The sequence below is a fragment of the Streptomyces solicavernae genome, assembly GCF_029968095.1.
GTDB lineage: Bacteria > Actinomycetota > Actinomycetes > Streptomycetales > Streptomycetaceae > Streptomyces > Streptomyces solicavernae.
The window spans coordinates 1-1,544 of record NZ_JASCIR010000090.1; the positions used below are offsets into that span (position 1 = coordinate 1).

At 69.6% G+C, this 1,544-nt stretch carries 2 protein-coding genes; both read left to right on the plus strand.

Going from position 1 to position 1,544, the window contains the following annotated elements:
- On the plus strand, positions 1–802 hold an 802-nt coding region (locus tag QIS99_RS32105), incomplete at its 5' end, for a phosphopantetheine-binding protein (protein WP_282517282.1).
- Positions 803–809: 7 nt separating this feature from the next.
- Positions 810–1,544: beta-ketoacyl synthase N-terminal-like domain-containing protein (locus QIS99_RS32110; protein ID WP_282517283.1), on the plus strand; the 735-nt coding region annotated here is incomplete at its 3' end.

Genomic DNA, 1,544 nt, shown 5'->3' on the forward strand with positions numbered 1-1,544 from the left:
GGAGGGCGGCATGGCTACCCGTCTCGACGAGAACAGCCAGGCCAGGTGGGCCAGGAGCGGCTACCTGCCGGTCACCGTGGAACAGGGCCCGGCCATGCTGGACACCGCCCTCGCCCTCAACGCCCCGGCGCCCGTCGCCACCCCGCTCGACCTCGCCGCCATCCGCAGGACCGGTGGCATACCGCCGCTCTTCCGGGGGCTGATCAGAACCCCGGCACGGCGCACCATCGACCGCGCCGAAGCACCCGCCGAGCAGACCCTCGAACAGCGCCTGGCCGGCCTGACCCAGCCCGAGCGTCGGCGCATGCTCGCCGAGCTGGTACGAGGCGTGGTGGCCGCCGTCCTCAACTACCCGGACGCACAGGCCGTCAGCACCGACCGCACGTTCCAGGAGCTGGGCTTCGACTCGCTCACCGCAGTCGAACTCCGCAACCGCATGACCGCCGCCACCGGGGTCAAGGTTCCCGCCACCCTCGTCTACGACCACCCGACCCCGGCGGCACTGGCGGCGCATCTGCTCGCCGAGCTGACCCCCGATCCGACGTTCTCGGAAAGCGCCCTGCGGACCGAGATCGCCCGTATCGAGGAATTTCTGGAGGGCTCCGTCTCCACCGAGGGCGAGAAGTCCCTCGCCGCCCACCACCTTCAGGACCTCCTCGCCCGTTGGGGCGGCGGCCCGACGACGGCCGCGGCACCGGCCGACTCCGCCGGAGCGGGCCCGGACGGAGCCGATGAATTCGACCTTGACTCCGCGACCGACGACGACCTCTTCCACCTCGTCGACGCCAACCGAAAGGACTGAGCACGCCATGTCCAACGAGGCAAAACTGCGTGACTACCTCAAGCAGGCAATCGCCGACACGCGCGAGGCCAAACAACGCCTCAAGGATGTTCAGGACGCGGCCAATGAGCCGATAGCGATTGTGGGCATGGCGTGCCGCTACCCGGGCGGGGTGTCCTCGCCGGAGGACCTGTGGCGCCTGGTGGAGCAGGAGACCGACGCGATCAGTGACTTCCCCGCCGATCGCGGTTGGGACGTCGAATCCCTTTACGACCCGGAGCCCGGGAAGTCGGGTCGCACGTACACGCGTCGGGGCGGATTTCTGCACGACGCGGGGGAGTTCGACGCCGACTTCTTCGGTATTTCGCCGCGTGAGGCGCTGGCGATGGATCCGCAGCAGCGGCTGCTGCTTGAGACGGCGTGGGAGGCCCTGGAGTACGGGGGTATCGATCCCACGTCGCTGAAGGGCAGCCCGACCGGTGTCTTCGTCGGCGCCGCGCCGCAGGACTACGGCCCCCGGTTCCACCAGCCCGTCCAGGGCCTCGACGGGCACCTGCTCACCGGAAAGCTCGCGAGCATCATGTCCGGCCGCATTTCGTACGTCCTCGGTCTTGAGGGCCCGTCGGTGACGGTCGACACGGCGTGCTCGTCCTCGCTCGTCACCCTGCACCAGGCCGCCCAGTCGCTGCGCCAGGGCGAGTCGTCGATGGCGCTCGCCGGCGGGGCCATGGTGATGCCGACCGCAGGCACATTCGTCGAGTTT